At 61.5% G+C, this 14630-nt stretch carries 14 protein-coding genes and 1 pseudogene; 8 read left to right on the forward strand and 7 right to left on the reverse strand.

The features are described 5' to 3' along the window. Positions 1-134: 134 nt before the first annotated feature. Positions 135-527: a peptide-methionine (R)-S-oxide reductase MsrB gene (gene msrB / locus ACSSVH_RS16705; RefSeq protein WP_492633504.1), complete on the reverse strand. Its 393-nt coding sequence runs from the start codon at positions 525-527 to the stop codon at positions 135-137. Positions 528-730: 203 nt separating this feature from the next. On the opposite strand from msrB, the gene ACSSVH_RS16710 reads away from it, so the two are divergent. Both ACSSVH_RS16710 and htpX read left to right on the forward strand, forming a co-directional pair. Next, positions 731-1942: a pyridoxal phosphate-dependent aminotransferase gene (locus tag ACSSVH_RS16710; RefSeq protein WP_029298044.1), complete on the forward strand. Its 1212-nt coding sequence runs from the start codon at positions 731-733 to the stop codon at positions 1940-1942. Between the two features lie 313 nt (positions 1943-2255). Then, positions 2256-3143, forward strand: coding sequence for a protease HtpX (gene htpX / locus ACSSVH_RS16715; RefSeq protein WP_029298042.1), 888 nt, complete (start codon positions 2256-2258; stop codon positions 3141-3143). Positions 3144-3200: 57 nt separating this feature from the next. Here htpX and ACSSVH_RS16720 read toward each other — a convergent pair whose 3' ends face one another. Continuing rightward, complete coding sequence (locus ACSSVH_RS16720) at positions 3201-3857, reverse strand: thiopurine S-methyltransferase (RefSeq protein WP_492633505.1); 657 nt, start codon at positions 3855-3857, stop codon at positions 3201-3203. Positions 3858-3960: 103 nt separating this feature from the next. Here ACSSVH_RS16720 and ACSSVH_RS16725 point away from each other — a divergent pair, with 103 nt between their 5' ends. Beyond that, positions 3961-4728, forward strand: coding sequence for a DODA-type extradiol aromatic ring-opening family dioxygenase (locus ACSSVH_RS16725; protein ID WP_492633506.1), 768 nt, complete (start codon positions 3961-3963; stop codon positions 4726-4728). Between the two features lie 97 nt (positions 4729-4825). On the opposite strand, the gene ACSSVH_RS16730 is transcribed toward ACSSVH_RS16725, so the two are convergent. Continuing rightward, entirely contained in the window at positions 4826-6499 is a 1674-nt protein-coding gene (locus ACSSVH_RS16730; RefSeq protein ID WP_017136163.1) for a DEAD/DEAH box helicase, read from the reverse strand. Positions 6500-6921: 422 nt separating this feature from the next. Here ACSSVH_RS16730 and ACSSVH_RS16735 point away from each other — a divergent pair, with 422 nt between their 5' ends. Continuing rightward, positions 6922-7713 carry a crotonase/enoyl-CoA hydratase family protein gene (locus ACSSVH_RS16735; protein WP_492633507.1) on the forward strand — a complete coding sequence of 264 codons (792 nt, stop codon included), beginning with the start codon at positions 6922-6924 and terminating at the stop codon, positions 7711-7713. Between the two features lie 123 nt (positions 7714-7836). Here ACSSVH_RS16735 and ACSSVH_RS16740 read toward each other — a convergent pair whose 3' ends face one another. Continuing rightward, complete coding sequence (locus ACSSVH_RS16740; RefSeq protein WP_169952639.1) at positions 7837-8592, reverse strand: spermidine synthase; 756 nt, start codon at positions 8590-8592, stop codon at positions 7837-7839. A 142-nt stretch (positions 8593-8734) separates the two neighbouring features. Here ACSSVH_RS16740 and ACSSVH_RS16745 point away from each other — a divergent pair, with 142 nt between their 5' ends. Further along, positions 8735-10081 (forward strand): class II 3-deoxy-7-phosphoheptulonate synthase, encoded by a 1347-nt coding sequence (locus ACSSVH_RS16745; RefSeq protein ID WP_169952641.1) that lies wholly within the window; start codon positions 8735-8737, stop codon positions 10079-10081. Between the two features lie 89 nt (positions 10082-10170). Here ACSSVH_RS16745 and ACSSVH_RS16750 read toward each other — a convergent pair whose 3' ends face one another. Together ACSSVH_RS16750 and ACSSVH_RS16755 are read right to left on the reverse strand one after the other, a co-directional pair. Beyond that, on the reverse strand, positions 10171-11403 hold the full coding sequence (locus ACSSVH_RS16750) for a winged helix-turn-helix domain-containing protein (protein ID WP_492633508.1): 1233 nt from the start codon (positions 11401-11403) through the stop codon (positions 10171-10173). Between the two features lie 43 nt (positions 11404-11446). Then, on the reverse strand, positions 11447-11653 hold the full coding sequence (locus tag ACSSVH_RS16755) for a DUF1127 domain-containing protein (RefSeq protein ID WP_169952645.1): 207 nt from the start codon (positions 11651-11653) through the stop codon (positions 11447-11449). A gap of 70 nt (positions 11654-11723) precedes the next feature. On the opposite strand from ACSSVH_RS16755, the gene ACSSVH_RS16760 reads away from it, so the two are divergent. After that, positions 11724-12605, forward strand: a complete 882-nt coding sequence (locus ACSSVH_RS16760; protein WP_492633509.1) for a LysR family transcriptional regulator — start codon at positions 11724-11726, stop codon at positions 12603-12605. Here the strand turns inward: ACSSVH_RS16760 and ACSSVH_RS16765 are convergent. Next, positions 12595-13344, reverse strand: coding sequence for a TSUP family transporter (locus tag ACSSVH_RS16765; protein WP_169952650.1), 750 nt, complete (start codon positions 13342-13344; stop codon positions 12595-12597). The two genes, ACSSVH_RS16760 and ACSSVH_RS16765, sit on opposite strands and share 11 nt — an antisense overlap. Positions 13345-13455: 111 nt before the next feature. On the opposite strand from ACSSVH_RS16765, the gene ACSSVH_RS16770 reads away from it, so the two are divergent. Then, the gene (locus ACSSVH_RS16770) at positions 13456-14406 is read left to right on the forward strand and encodes a LysR family transcriptional regulator (protein ID WP_170042816.1); all 951 of its coding nucleotides are present in this window, start codon (positions 13456-13458) and stop codon (positions 14404-14406) included. Continuing rightward, a pseudogene (locus ACSSVH_RS16775) lies at positions 14391-14624 on the forward strand (OsmC family protein); the annotation flags it as partial. The gene ACSSVH_RS16770 and the pseudogene ACSSVH_RS16775, both read left to right, overlap by 16 nt. Positions 14625-14630: the final 6 nt, after the last annotated feature.

Below are 14630 nucleotides of genomic sequence, written 5' to 3' on the forward strand. Positions count from 1 at the left end.
GAGATCGCCTCGGACACAAAGAAGAACATAAAACATAGTGCGCAATTGAATTGCATGCAATTTAATTGACCAGACTAATGACTCGACATCACCCCGCAGGAACCGGCTTGCCGGCTCCTACGAGGGGCATGGTGTCAGCGTGGAACCAGGTCCAGGCACACCGAGTTGATGCAATAGCGCAGGCCTGTAGGCGGCGGGCCATCAGGGAACACATGGCCCAAATGCGCATCGCACTTGGCACAGGTCACTTCCGTACGGATCATCCCGTGGCTCACGTCGCGAATCTCAATCATCGCGCTATCAGCAATCGGCTCATAAAAACTGGGCCAGCCACAACCGGCATCGAACTTGGTCTTCGAGTCGAACAGCGGCTCATTGCAGCAAATGCAGTGATACACGCCATCGGTCGTAGTGGCGTTGTACTTTCCGGAAAACGGCCGCTCGGTGCCCTTGAGACGGCACACCTCATACTGCGCCGGGTCGAGCATTTCCCGCCATTCATCCAGGGTTTTATCCAACTTTTCCATCAATGCACCTCGACAACTGAAAAAGCCTGATCTGTGTCTTTTCCATGGATCAGGCGGCACGTATGATTGCGCCTCTTCAAAGCGCCAGTCTGGCACCCGCGTTATCGGCATTCAAACGTATTTATGGGTCAGGCCACACGCAGGATTCCCAGCACGGTAGTCTTCACATCGTCTGGATCGTTCATTTTCGGGATCACATCGCCATGCAGGTCAGCAAATCGAACAAGCTCGCCAACGTCTGCTACGACATTCGCGGCCCAGTGCTCAAGCACGCCAAGCGCCTGGAAGAGGAAGGCCATCGCATCCTCAAGCTGAACATTGGCAACCCGGCGCCCTTTGGTTTCGAAGCACCGGACGAAATCCTCCAGGACGTGATCCGCAACCTGCCCACCGCCCAGGGCTACAGCGACTCCAAGGGGTTGTTCAGCGCGCGCAAGGCAGTCATGCAGTACTACCAGCAAAAGCAGGTAGAAGGGGTTGGTATTGAAGATATCTACCTCGGCAATGGTGTCTCCGAGCTGATCGTGATGGCCATGCAGGCCTTGCTCAACAACGGCGACGAAGTGCTGGTGCCGGCGCCTGACTACCCGCTGTGGACCGCTGCCGTGACCCTGGCCGGTGGCCATCCGGTGCATTACCTGTGCGACGAGCAAGCCAACTGGTGGCCGGACCTGGCCGATATCAAGGCCAAGATCACGCCCAACACCAAGGCGCTGGTGATCATCAACCCGAACAACCCGACGGGCGCGGTGTATTCCAAGGAAGTGCTGCTGGGCATGCTCGAACTGGCGCGCCAGCACAACCTGGTGGTGTTCTCCGACGAGATCTACGACAAGATCCTCTACGACGACGCCGTGCACATCTGCACCGCCTCCCTGGCCCCGGACCTGCTGTGCCTGACCTTCAACGGCCTGTCCAAGTCCTACCGGGTCGCGGGCTTCCGTTCCGGCTGGGTCGCCATCTCCGGGCCCAAGCACAATGCCCAGAGCTACATCGAAGGCATCGACATGCTGGCCAATATGCGCCTGTGTGCCAATGTGCCGAGCCAGCACGCGATCCAGACCGCCCTGGGCGGCTACCAGAGCATCAACGACCTGGTGCTGCCCGCCGGCCGCCTGCTGGAGCAGCGCAACCGCACCTGGGAGCTGCTCAACGATATTCCCGGCGTCAGTTGCGTCAAACCCATGGGCGCCTTGTATGCGTTCCCGCGGATCGACCCAAAAGTCTGCCCGATCCATAACGACGAGAAGTTCGTCCTCGACCTGCTGCTCTCGGAAAAGCTGCTGGTGGTCCAGGGCACGGCGTTCAACTGGCCGTGGCCTGATCACTTCCGCGTGGTGACCTTGCCCCGTGTGGATGACCTGGACATGGCCATCGGCCGCATCGGCAACTTCCTGAAGTCCTATCGCCAGTGACCTCGCTTTCGCTGTACGACCCACAAGAGGTCGTACAGCGAGTATCTGGCAACACATCTACGCGCCACACCGACAGAAACACTCGTTGGCCTCACTCTCGTCCCTTCTACCCTGCACTTTCCAGTAATCACGGGGCCCAACGGCTTATGGAGGGGAATTTCCATGGGCATAAAGCCTCGGAAAATCCCTGCAAGGTTCTACATTCGCGCTGTAGGACACAGTTTGAAATAGTCGCCCGGTTGAATAGCCCACTGCCGCACCTTATATACCCCGCAGTACGCGACATATTAAGCATGAGGAGAATTCTACAACCATGATGCGCATCCTGCTGTTCTTGGCCACTAACCTGGCGGTCGTGCTGATTGCCAGCATCACCCTGAGCCTTTTCGGCTTCAACGGGTTCATGGCGGCCAACGGGGTTGATCTGAACCTCAATCAGCTGCTGGTTTTCTGTGCCGTCTTTGGTTTTGCCGGCTCGATCTTCTCGCTGTTCATCTCCAAGTGGATGGCGAAGATGAGCACCAGCACCCAGATCATCACCCAGCCGCGCACCCGGCATGAGCAATGGCTGCTGCAAACCGTCGAGCAACTGTCCCGCGAAGCCGGGATCAAGATGCCTGAAGTCGGGATCTTCCCGGCCTACGAGGCCAACGCCTTTGCCACTGGCTGGAACAAGAACGATGCTCTTGTTGCCGTCAGCCAGGGTTTGCTCGAGCGTTTCTCGCCCGACGAAGTGAAGGCCGTGCTGGCCCACGAGATCGGCCACGTCGCCAACGGTGACATGGTTACCCTGGCACTGGTGCAGGGCGTGGTGAACACCTTTGTGATGTTCTTTGCGCGGATCATCGGCAACTTTGTCGACAAGGTGATCTTCAAGAACGAAGGCGGCCAGGGTATCGCCTACTACGTGGCGACCATCTTTGCTGAACTAGTACTGGGCTTCCTCGCCAGCTCCATCGTGATGTGGTTCTCGCGCAAACGCGAGTTCCGCGCCGACGAAGCCGGTGCCCAACTGGCCGGTACTGCCGCGATGATCGGTGCCCTGCAACGCCTGCGCTCCGAACAGGGCCTGCCAGTGCACATGCCTGACACCCTGAATGCCTTCGGCATCAACGGTGGCGTCAAGCAAGGCCTGGCGCGGATGTTCATGAGCCACCCGCCACTGGAAGAGCGGATCGACGCACTGCGTCGTCGCGGCTGACAGCCGAAGGGTAGAAAAAGGGGCGACTGAATCGCCCCTTTTTTGTGGGTGCGTGTTTTACCGCTGCGCCAACTGGTAAACCCGCTCCTCAAGGCGCGTGACACCGCCCTGGGCGAACTTCGGGCTCTCGGCCAGGATATCCCGCTGCTCCAGGACGCTCAGGCGCCAGCGTCCTGCCAGCAGCCTCCGGACTTCCTCATCACTGACCGCAAACGGCGGCCCGGCCTTCAGGGCCTGCTCATAATCCAGGCTGATCAACAGGCCACTTTGCACCTGGGGCGCAATCGCCTGCAAATGCGCGGCATAGCGCTCACGCATCAACGGCGGCAAGGCAATCAGCGCCGCACGGTCATACAGGGCGGCGCACCCTGCCACATCTTCACGGCTCAATTCGAAGAAATCGCCGCACCACAGCTCGATAGTGCCAGCCTGATAAACCTTGAAACTGCCCCGCTGGCTGACTTGTGCAGCCAGGCACTGCTCCTGGAAAAACTCCTCCACGGCCTTTTCCGACAGTTCCACACCCAGGACCTGGCAGCCCTGCTGCGCCAGCCACATCAGGTCCAGGCTTTTGCCGCACAGCGGCACGAGCACCCGGGCCCCGCCGACCAACCCCAGCCCCGGCCAGTGTCGCTGCAAATAGGGATTGACCTCAGGCAGGTGAAAGCCGATCTGATTACGTGCCCAGCGGTCATGCCAAAAGGTGGATTCCATGAATAGCCCAGAAAATTCGATCAAATGGCGCTAAAACTTATATTAGATTTAGATCAATGATCTGATTAAAGATGGTCCCATCTTAACCTTGAGGACCCTGCTCATGCTGCCCAGCCTGTTTATTTCCCACGGCTCGCCCATGCTTGCCCTACAACCTGGCGCCAGCGGGCCGGTTCTTGCACGCCTGGCCGCCACCCTGCCCCGCCCCAAGGCGATCGTTGTGATGTCCGCACATTGGGAAAGCCGTGAACTGCTGGTCAGCGCCAGCCCTGCCCCAGAGACCTGGCACGACTTCGGTGGTTTCCCTCGCGAGCTGTTTGCGGTGCAGTATCCAGCGCCCGGCGATCCGGCACTGGCGCAACAGATCGTCGAGCTGCTCGCCGCCGATGGCCTGCCCGCCCGCCTAGACCACCAGCGCCCGTTCGACCATGGCACCTGGGTGCCGCTGTCTTTGATGTACCCGACGGCCGATATCCCTGTGGTGCAGGTCTCCCTGCCCAGCCACATGGGTCCGACGCTGCAAACCCGAATCGGCCAGGCATTGCGCAGCTTGCGCGAACAAGGCGTGTTGTTGATCGGCTCGGGCAGCATCACCCATAACCTCGGTGAGCTGGACTGGCGGGCCGGCCCGGAAAGCATCGAGCCCTGGGCACGAGAGTTCCGCGACTGGGTCGTCGACAAACTCGACACCCAGGATGAAGCCGCCTTGCACGACTACCGCCACCAGGCGCCCCACGCGGTGCGCAGCCATCCCAGCGATGAGCACTTATTGCCGCTGTACTTCGCCCGCGGCGCGGGTGGGCAGTTCAGCGTGGCCCATCAGGGGTTCACCCTGGGCGCGCTGGGGATGGATATCTATCGCTTTGATTAGCCGCGGCTTTTTGTAGGGGCCCGGTAAAACCCAGGCATAAAAAATCCCCGAACCAGTCGGGGATTTTTTATGTTCGATCAATCAACCCAAGGGTCGATCAATCTTCGCGATAGCGACGCAGCTTGAGCTGCTTGCCAGCAACACGGGTGTCCTTCAGCTTGGCCAGCAATTTCTCCAGGCCATCTTCCGGCAGCTCCACCAGGGAGAAGCTGTCACGCACCTGGATGCGACCGATCGCTTCACGTGCCAGGCCACCCTCGTTGAGGATAGCGCCCAGCAGGTTCTTGGCAGCGATGCCATCACGCGCGCCCAGCGCGGTACGGCAGCGAGCACGGCCTTCGGCCAATGGAACCGGAGCACGACGCTCACGATCACCACGGTCCGGACGATCACCGGTACGCTCTGGACGATCACCGCGCGGAGCGTTGTTCGGCACCAGTGGACGTTCTTTCTCGATCGCTGCCAGAGTCAGGGCCTGACCGTTGGTAGCCTTGCGCAGCAGGGCCGCAGCCAGGGCACGCGGGGTGCAACCGATATCGGCGGTCAGGCGGTCCAGCAGGTCGCCGTGGGTCGATTCAGCGTCAGCCACCAGCGGCGACAGGCTGTTGGTCAGTTTCTTGATGCGCGCATCGAGAACAGCCTGGGCATCCGGCAGACGGACTTCGGCAACTTTCTGACCGGTTACACGCTCGATCACTTGCAGCATGCGGCGCTCACGAGGAGTCACCAGCAGCAGTGCACGACCTTCGCGACCGGCACGGCCAGTACGGCCGATACGGTGAACGTAGGACTCTGGATCGTACGGCATGTCCACGTTGAACACGTGGGTGATACGCGGAACGTCGAGACCACGAGCTGCTACGTCGGTCGCCACAACGATGTCCAGACGGCCATCCTTGAGGGAGTCGATCACGCGCTCACGTTGGTTCTGGGCAATGTCACCGTTCAGCGCAGCGGCTTTGTAGCCTTTGGCTTCCAGGGCACTGGCCAGGTCCAGGGTCGCTTGCTTGGTGCGCACGAACATGATCAGGGCGTCGAAGTCTTCGACTTCCAGCAGGCTCAATACAGCCGAGGTCTTCTGGTCAGCGTGAACCAACAGGTGAGCCTGTTCGATCGCGGTAACGGTCTGGGTCTTGGTCTGGATCTTCACGTGTTGCGGATCGCGCAGATGGCGTTCGGCAATGGCGCGGATAGACTGTGGCAGGGTGGCCGAGAACAGTACGGTCTGACGGGTCGGTGGCAGTGCCTTGAAGATGACTTCCAGGTCATCCATGAAGCCCAGCTTCAACATTTCGTCAGCTTCGTCGAGAACCAGGTGGTTCACGGTCGACAGTACTTTTTCGTCACGGCGCAGGTGGTCGCACAGACGGCCCGGGGTGGCGACAACGATCTGTGCGCCATTACGGATTGCTTTCAGTTGTGGGCCCATAGGCGCGCCGCCGTAAACGGCCACAACGGTAACGCCTGGCATTTGCTTGGCGTAGGTTTCGAAAGCGGTTGCTACTTGCAGCGCCAACTCACGGGTTGGCGCCAGGATCAGGGCTTGCGGCTCGCGCTTGGCAGGATCGATGCAGTGCAGGATAGGCAGGGCGAACGCGGCGGTTTTACCGGTACCGGTTTGCGCCTGGCCAATCATGTCTTGGCCGGCCATGATGATCGGGATCGATTGCTGCTGAATAGCCGAAGGTTCTTCGTAGCCGGTCGCAATGACGGCAGCAAGAATGTTCGGGTTAAGATTAAAAGCGGCGAAGCCGCCGGTTTCCTGGGTCATGGGTCTGCCTCTAAGTGCATCCGCAAAGACCCATGCTCCAAAGCTGCGCATGCCGTGTTGAGACTCAAGAGTCGCCCTGGCTGCTTTGTCGGCGGGGATTTGCGAAAACGAATGAATGAAAAAGATTCGTCAAGGGAGAGTCCGCTGTGCGGACGTGCAGCCGAAGCTGACTTCGGGGAATTGCGCTACCTAAACGCGGCCCGGTTAAAGGCCGGCGCGCACTATACCGGAAATCCCTGAAAAAGGGAGCTTTTTTTATCGGAAAAGACCATTCGACTGCTCTGCGTCACAGGCTTTGCGCATCCTCGCAGGAGCGTCTATTTTTCAAAGGCCCGGCCCTGTTGGTCATTGCGCTTAAACGCTTCACCTTTTGCAGCGGGCCCTTCGGTCCGAAACTGCCTTTCGCGCCCGAGGATCCAGCCATGAGTCAAGCCAGCAGCAGCCGCGTCAGCCGTGAACTACAAGGGCATGTCCTGCTGCTGGGGCTCGATCGGGTAGCCAAGCGCAACGCCTTTGATCTCGACCTGCTCAACGAACTGAGCCTGGCCTATGGCGAATTCGACCGCAACGAAGAAGCGCGGGTGGCCGTGGTGTTCGGGCATGGCGACCACTTCACCGCCGGGCTGGACCTGATCAACGTCGCGCACACCATGGCCCAAGGCTGGCAACCGCCGCTAGGCGGCTGCGATCCGTGGGGTGTGTTCGCCGGGCCCAGGGTCAGCAAACCGGTGATCGTGGCCGCCCAGGGCTACTGCCTGACCATCGGTATCGAATTGATGCTCGCAGCAGACATCAACCTGTGTGCCAGCAATACGCGCTTTGCGCAGATGGAAGTACAACGTGGGATCTTTCCTTTTGGTGGCGCCACCCTGCGCCTGCACCAGATTGCCGGCTGGGGCAACGCCATGCGCTGGCTGCTCACGGGTGACGAGTTCGATGCCCATGAGGCCCTGCGCCTGGGGTTGGTGCAGGAGGTCATGGCCAGCGAAGACCTGCTGCCCCGGGCGCTGGCGCTGGCCAACCGGATTGCCAGCCAGGCGCCGTTGGGCGTGCAGGCGACGTTGATATCGGCACGCCAGGCGCGGGATGAGGGCGAGACCGCTGCGGCGGCCGGGTTGCCGGCGCTGGTGGAGAAACTGCTGGGCAGCGAGGATGCCAAGGAAGGGGTACGGGCGATGCTGGAGAAGCGGCCGGGGGTGTTCAAGGGGTTGTGAACAGACAGTGATGGCCTCATCGCGGGCAAGCCCGCTCCCACAGGGGGGAGATCTTGGCCATGCAGAATAGCCATAGAACAAATGTGGGAGCGGGCTTGCCCGCGATGAGGCCAGTGCAGGCACCTAAGTCGCCGGCCGAACCGCCTTGATCAGCGCTTGCAACGAATACCCCAGGCGCGGCGCCAGCGCCTCGGCCCGCGCAGAAACCGCCGCCAGGTCCAGCGTCTGGTCCAGGTCCGCCGGCACGATCAGGATCACATTGCCCTCCTTCACCGGCAACTCCCAGTAATGTCGATGATAAAGCCCACGCAACAACGCAGCGCCCAGGGGCTTGCCATCATCGGTGGCCCACTGGTTGATCACCAGCCAGCCACCCGGATTGAGCTTCTTCTGGCAGTTTTCCAGGAAAGTCCAGGCCAGGTGACCAACCCCCGGCCCGACATCGGTATACAAGTCGACGAAAATCAGGTCCGCCGGCTCCGCTGTCTCCAGCAATTCCAGGGCATCGCCAACACGGATGTACAGCCGTGGATCATCATCCAGCCCCAGGTATTCAATGGCCAGGCGCGGCACATCCGGGCGCAGCTCAATGGCCTCGACGTCTTCCAGCGGCAGGAACTTGAGGCAGGCCTGGGTCAGCGTCCCAGCCCCCAGGCCAAGAAACAGCGCACTTTCGGGCTGCTCATGGCACAAGGCGCCAATCAACATGGCGCGGGTGTAGTCGTACTCCAGCCAGCTGGGGTCGGCAGTGAACACACAGCTCTGTTCGATGGCATCGCCAAACTCGAGAAAGCGGTAATCAGCCACTTCCAGCACACGGATCAAGCCGAAGTCATCATGGACCTCAGCCAACAGGCGCTCGACGCGCTCCTCAGTCATTTCATCTCCTAATGGGCCCGGGCACGGGTTCAAGCCGCCTGGTAGCAAGCGGGAAAGGCGCGATTGTCGGCCAAGCGGCGCCAGCAGGTCACGCACTAATTGCTGATAACATGCACGCTCCCGACATTCATTCGAGTTCACGATGAGCCAACCCTGGAGCCCCGACAGCTGGCGCGCCCTGCCGATCCAGCAACAACCCCGCTACCCCGACGCCGCGCACTTGCTGCAGGTCGAGCAGAGCCTGGCCAGCTACCCGCCGCTGGTGTTCGCCGGCGAAGCCCGGGAGCTGCGCCGCCAGTTTGCCGAGGTGACCCAAGGTCGCGCGTTCCTGCTGCAAGGTGGCGACTGTGCCGAGAGCTTTGCCGAGTTCTCTGCCGCGAAAATCCGCGACACCTTCAAAGTGTTGCTGCAGATGGCCATTGTCATGACCTTCGCCGCAGGCTGTCCGGTGGTCAAAGTCGGGCGCATGGCCGGCCAGTTCGCCAAGCCGCGCTCGGCCAACGATGAAACCATCGATGGCATCACCCTGCCTGCCTACCGTGGCGACATCGTCAACGGTATTGGTTTCGACGAGAAAAGCCGCGTCCCGGACCCCGACCGCCTGTTGCAGTCCTATCACCAGTCCACCGCCACCCTGAACCTGCTGCGCGCCTTCGCCCAGGGCGGTTTTGCCGACCTGCACCAGGTGCACAAGTGGAACCTGGACTTTATCGCCAACTCCGCCCTGGCCGACAAGTACAGCCAACTGGCAGACCGTATCGACGAGACCCTGGCCTTCATGCGCGCCTGCGGCATGGACAGCTCGCCACAATTGCGCGAGACCAGCTTCTTCACCGCCCACGAAGCACTGCTGCTCAATTACGAGCAAGCCTTCGTGCGTCGTGACAGCCTGACCAACGATTACTACGACTGTTCGGCCCATATGCTGTGGATCGGCGACCGCACGCGCCAACTCGATGGCGCGCACGTCGAGTTCCTGCGCGGGGTGAACAACCCGATCGGGGTCAAGGTCGGCCCGAGCATGAACCCCGACGACCTGATTCGCCTGATCGACATCCTCAACCCGGATAACGACCCCGGCCGCCTGAACCTGATCGCGCGCATGGGCGCCAACAAGGTCGGCGATCACCTGCCCGACCTGATCCGCGCCGTGCAGCGCGAAGGCAAGCAGGTGTTGTGGAGCAGCGACCCGATGCATGGCAACACCATCAAGGCCAGCAGCGGCTACAAGACCCGGGACTTCGCGCAGATCCTTAGCGAAGTGAAGGAATTCTTCCAGGTCCATGAAGCCGAAGGCACTTATGCCGGTGGGATTCATATCGAAATGACCGGGCAGAATGTCACCGAGTGCATCGGTGGCGCGCGGCCGATTACCGAGGATGGCTTGTCGGACCGCTACCACACCCATTGTGACCCGCGGATGAATGCCGATCAGTCGCTGGAGCTGGCGTTCTTGATTGCCGAGACGCTCAAGCAGGTCAAACGCTAGGGCAGGCGTGGCCTGATCCACCGCTATCGCGGGCAAACCCGACTCCCACCGTGGTCAATGTGGGAGCCGGGCGTGCCCGCGATAGCGCCCTATCTGCCAGCCTCCAGTGCCAGCATCGCCACCCGCAACCGGGTCGCGCTATGCCGCTGACAATTGATCTGCACCTGCTCCAACCCCAGCCAATCCGCCATCTGCCGCAAGCTCAATGCCAGCGCCAACATCCCCGCCTCGTCCAACCCCGGCTCTTGCTCGTGCAAGGCATGTACCGCCAGCCGGCCATTGGCTCGCTCGGCGCGCAAGTCCAGCCGTGCGGCGATCCGTTCGTTATGCAGGAACGGCAGCACGTAATAGCCGTACACCCGCTTGTCCTGCGGGGTGTAGATTTCCAGGCGATAGCGAAAGTCGAGCAGGCGCTCGGTACGGCTACGCTCCCAGATCAATGAATCAAAGGGCGACAGCAAGGCACTAGCCGCGACCTTGCGCGGGACGGTTGGCTCGGGCAGGCAATACGCTGGCTGTTTCCAGCCCTGGACCTGGCACACCTGCAATTGCCCGTCCTCTACCAATTCGGCGAGGCGCCCACGACTGTCTGCTGGGTCCAGGCGAAAGTAATCGCGCAGGTCCTTTTCCGTAGCGATACCCAGCGCCGTCGCGGCATGCCGCAGCAGGCCACGCTGGGCGCTGTGTTCGCTCAAGGGCACCTGTTGCAGAATCGCCGCCGGGATGACCCGCTCCGGCAGGTCGTACAGGCGCTCGAAACCACGGCGCCCGGCCACCGTCACCAGGCCTGCGGCAAACAGCCATTCCAGCGCGTGCTTTTCATCACTCCAATCCCACCATGGCCCGGCGCGCTCTTCACGGGTCGACAGGCTGCCCGCGCCCAACGCGCCCTGCTGCTCGACGATGGCCAGCACGCGGCGGATAGTGGCCTGTTGCTCGCGACCAAAACGCGCCATCTGCTGATAGATCCCCTGCCCCTCGGATGCGCGCTGCATGCGCCAGCGCATCAGTGGATAAAGGGCCATGGGCAGCAGCGAGGCTTCATGCCCCCAATACTCAAACAACGTGCGCTGGCGCCCCTGGCTCCAGGCCGCCTGCTCGAGCAACAACGGCGAGTAACTGCCCAGGCGGGAAAACAGCGGCAGGTAGTGGGAGCGCACCACGGCATTGACCGAATCAATCTGCAACACGCCCAGGCGCTCGATCACACGGTTAACCTGGGCGGCCTTGATCTGCGCAGGCGGCTGGCGCCCGGAAAAGCCTTGGGCCGCCAGTGCCAGGCGGCGCGCCTGCTTGAGGGAAAAACTCAGTTCTGCGGGCATGTGCATCTCCTGATTGCGCCCGCGAACTGTAGCGCGATGCCGGTCATTTACCCAACGGGTCGTTCCAGAAATGGCGGTGGCGTTCCTGCTCGACATCGGCCCGGGTCAAGCCAATATCCTTGAGTGAGTCATCGCTCATTTGCGCCAGCACCTGACGCTCGCGCTGCATGGCGTACCAACGAAATACCCTTTGAAACAGCCCGGCGAATGGACGTCTCACCAGCAACACATAACCTTTTTGGCCTTTCATCATCTCGCCCTCCAGTGGGGATGACTAAAGTCTGTGCCCAGGACTATGATCAATCCAACGAATGTTTCTTATGCAATACATCTCTGAGATTGATCAATTGAACCACTACCCGAGCATCGATACCGACGTGCTGCGCACCTTCGTCGCCATCGCCGACCAAGGTGGCTTCACCCGCGCCGGCGAGAAAGTCAATCGCACCCAGTCGGCGGTGAGTATGCAAATGAAGCGCCTGGAGGAGGACGTGCTGCAACGCAAGCTGTTCGAGCGCGACGGCCGGCAGGTCCGGCTCACGCCCGAGGGCCAGGTGTTGCTGGGGTATGCGCGGCGCATCCTGAAGCTGCACAGCGAGGTGTTCAATACCTTGCGCGAGCCGCATATGGTCGGGCTGGTGCGCATCGGCACGCCGGACGACTACGTGATGCGCTACCTGCCCGGTATCCTCAAGCGCTTTTCCAAGGCCTACCCGCTGATCCAGATCGAGATGCACTGCGAAGGCACGCCAGTGTTGATGCAGCGACGTGACCTGGCGTTGACGGTGGTCAGCCGCGAACCGGGAAATGAAATCGGCGAACTGCTGCGCAACGAGCGCATGGTCTGGGTAGCGTCACCGTGCTTTTGCGTGGATGAACACGAGACCCTACCCCTGGCGATCGCCGGCCTGGACAGCTTTTGCACGCAATGGGCCCGCGCCTCGCTGGAAGCCGTGGGGCGCGAGTACCGCCTGGCCTATCACAGCTCCAACGGCGCGGCGATCCAGGCAGTGGTCGGTGCCGGGCTGGCGGTGACGGTCATGATGGAAAGCCTGGTCACCGAAGACCTGCGCATACTTGGCAGCGACGAAGGTTTCGGCCCGCTGCATACGGTCAACCTGCGCCTGCTGCGCAACCCGAACATGAGCTCGCCCATCACCGAATGCCTGGCCGAGTACATCCTCGACGGCTTCAGACTTTAAAGGTCAACATCACCGCGCACACCACCAGGAAGCCGCAGAACAGACCGCGCAGCAGGCGCTCTGGCAATGCGTGGGCGATTTTCACCCCCCAACTGATACTCAGCAGCCCGCCGACCGCCAGGGGCACGCCGATCAGCCAGTCCACTTCCTGGTGCCATGCGTAGGTCACCAGGGTCACCCCGGTACTGGGCAAGGCCAGTGCCAGGGACAGGCCCTGGGCAACCACCTGGGTGGTGCCGAACACACTGGTCAAGACCGGCGTTGCAACCACCGCGCCGCCGACACCGAACAGGCCTCCCATGGATCCCGACGCCGCGCCCAACACACCCAGCCATGGCCAGGAATAGCGCATCTGCGCAGAAGGTGGCGCATTGCTGGTGACCATGCGCAACAGGTTGTATGCCGACAGGGCCAGCAAAAATGCGATAAAGCCAATGCGCATCACGCCCGCATCGATGCCCACCGCCCAGATCGACCCCAGCCAGGCAAAGCAAAAACCCGTGATTCCAAGCGGCAAGGCATGGCGCAGCTCAATGCGATTGCGCTGGTGATAACGCCACAGCGCCAGCATCACATTGGGTACGACCATCACCAGCGCCGTGCCTTGGGCAATCTGCTGATCCAGGCCAAACAGCACGCCCAGCACCGGAATCGCGATCAGCCCACCACCAATGCCAAATAGCCCGCCCACTGTACCCAGGGCTATGCCCAGCACCACATACATCGCCATATCCACCACAACCACACCCCCTGCACTGTCTCAAGCCCTGCATGCTACGCAGTCCACTCTGGCATGGATACGCATAGCAACGCACAATGGCTATGCCAAATCCGCACAAGCGAGCGCCCTATGAGCCCCACTACCCTGACCGATCAACTGGGACTGTTTCTCGATGTGCTGGAGGCCGGCAGTTTTTCCGCAGCCGCGCGACGCCATCCGCTGACCCCCTCCGCCGTGGCCCGGCGCATCGACAGCCTGGAAAGCGCCTTGGGCAGCCAACTGTTCCTGCGCAGCACCCATGCGGTATTGCCCACCCCTGCGGGGCTCGCGTTTGCCGAGCGCGCGCGGCGGATTGTGCGGGAGCTGCAATTGGCTCGGGCCGAGGCCGTGTCGCTGAGCCACGCGCCCGAAGGCCTGATTCGCGTGGACGCACCCGCCGCGTTTGGCCGGCGACACCTGGCGCCGGCAATTGCGGACTTCCTGACGGTCTACCCGGGCCTGGACGTACACCTGCATCTGATCGACAGCTTTGTCGACATGCAGGGCGAGCACCTGGGCAAGGTGGACCTGGTGCTGCGCGCGGGGCATATCGTCGACACGCGGTTGATCGCCACACCCTTGGCCAGCATTGTGCGAATCGCCTGTGCCAGCCCGACCTACCTGAAAAACCGTGGTACACCGACCCATCCCAGCCAGCTCAACGAACACGACGGCCTGGATTGGGAAGGCCTGGCGCCGATGTTCGCCTGGCGCTTTGAACTAGATGGGCGCAAGAACATTTACCGTCCGCAGCGTATCCGCATGAGCGCCAACAATGCCGAAGCCTTGCTGTCCGGTGCCCTGGCCGGGCTGGGCATCGCTCACCTGCCTACCTGGCTGGCCAGCGAATACCTGGTTCGCGGTGAGCTGGTGCCGTTATTCTGCGAAAATGGCCTACCGACCGCAGAAAGTGCCGGCATCTACGCGCTGCGCCTGGAGCAGCAGGCCAACGCCCGCAGCCGCCTGCTGCTGGAGTACCTCAAGAGCCGTTTCAGCCCCGTCCCACCGTGGGATCTGGCGTTGCAAAGTGGCTGGGGCTGACTGCTGCTGTAGCAACCAACCCGGAGCAACTGTTCGCCGCTCATGTAGGCATCGGCCAGATTCCCGGTGGTTTTGGCCTGGATATCGAGCTTTACGTATCCCTCCACGGACGGGAGTAAGACGAAGCGCAAAGCCTGGTGGACGCCGCGCATCAGGTCTGCCCGTACTCCAACGCGACCCGTGGCAATGTCGATGTGCGTTTGCATATCACCTTGTGACTGGCC

It is taken from the genome of Pseudomonas sp. HC1(2025) (genome assembly GCF_058742075.1).